Raw genomic sequence first — 699 nt, 5'->3', positions numbered from 1 at the left:
TTTTATTTGCATTTTGCAATTCAATTTGCAATGCACCTAAATTAATAAATAAGAGCTTACTCAAGCCCAAACAGCACAGAGAAACCAGTTAGTAATTGTTGGCTAAAAGTAAGGATTAGTAATTGAAGATGAGTATAAAGAAAGGCTTGATAAGACTAATTTGGTTACGCACAGCTTGAATTAAAAAGCGTACACGTAATTTTAAAGCTAGGGAGAAAAAGTTAAAACGGTGATAGGAAACATAAAAAAACGCAGGCAACAATAAATAGTTACCTGCGCAAAAGTCTCTAGTTTGAAAGAGTGTCGTTATTTTCGTTTTTAGGGGCTGTTACATGTTGTGCATAGTTAGTATTTTGCGAGTCAAACGTATTACTCATCGACTGTGCATTTTCAACATCAGCTTGTGTAAAAGTAATCGGCTGTATGTCCGTTAACGGCTCTACAGAATCGCTACCGCGTAGAACTGTAATACCTATTACTAAGGTAGCTACAAGCAAAATAGACAAAACCATGATTTCAGGTGTAAGTACCCAATTATTACTTTTAGGTTGTTGTTTGGCTTTTGTATTTGTTTGCATATTGCACCTCTTAAAAATTTAACTAAATTGTCTTGATTTGATATTTAATATGTTGCGAAAGCCGTGCCAACTAAACAAAAACAAACGAAAGATAAAATAAACAACAAAATCAAAGTATTAA

1 protein-coding gene is annotated in these 699 nt (G+C 33.3%); it reads right to left on the bottom strand.

The features are described 5' to 3' along the window. Positions 1-287: 287 nt before the first annotated feature. Positions 288-578, bottom strand: coding sequence for a hypothetical protein (locus GQR46_RS20295; RefSeq protein ID WP_007585474.1), 291 nt, complete (start codon positions 576-578; stop codon positions 288-290). Positions 579-699 lie beyond the last annotated feature (121 nt).

It is taken from the genome of Pseudoalteromonas sp. Z1A6, assembly GCF_011378745.1.
GTDB classification, from domain to species: Bacteria; Pseudomonadota; Gammaproteobacteria; order Enterobacterales; family Alteromonadaceae; genus Pseudoalteromonas; species Pseudoalteromonas arctica.
This window is presented reverse-complemented; position numbering and strand designations above follow the sequence as displayed.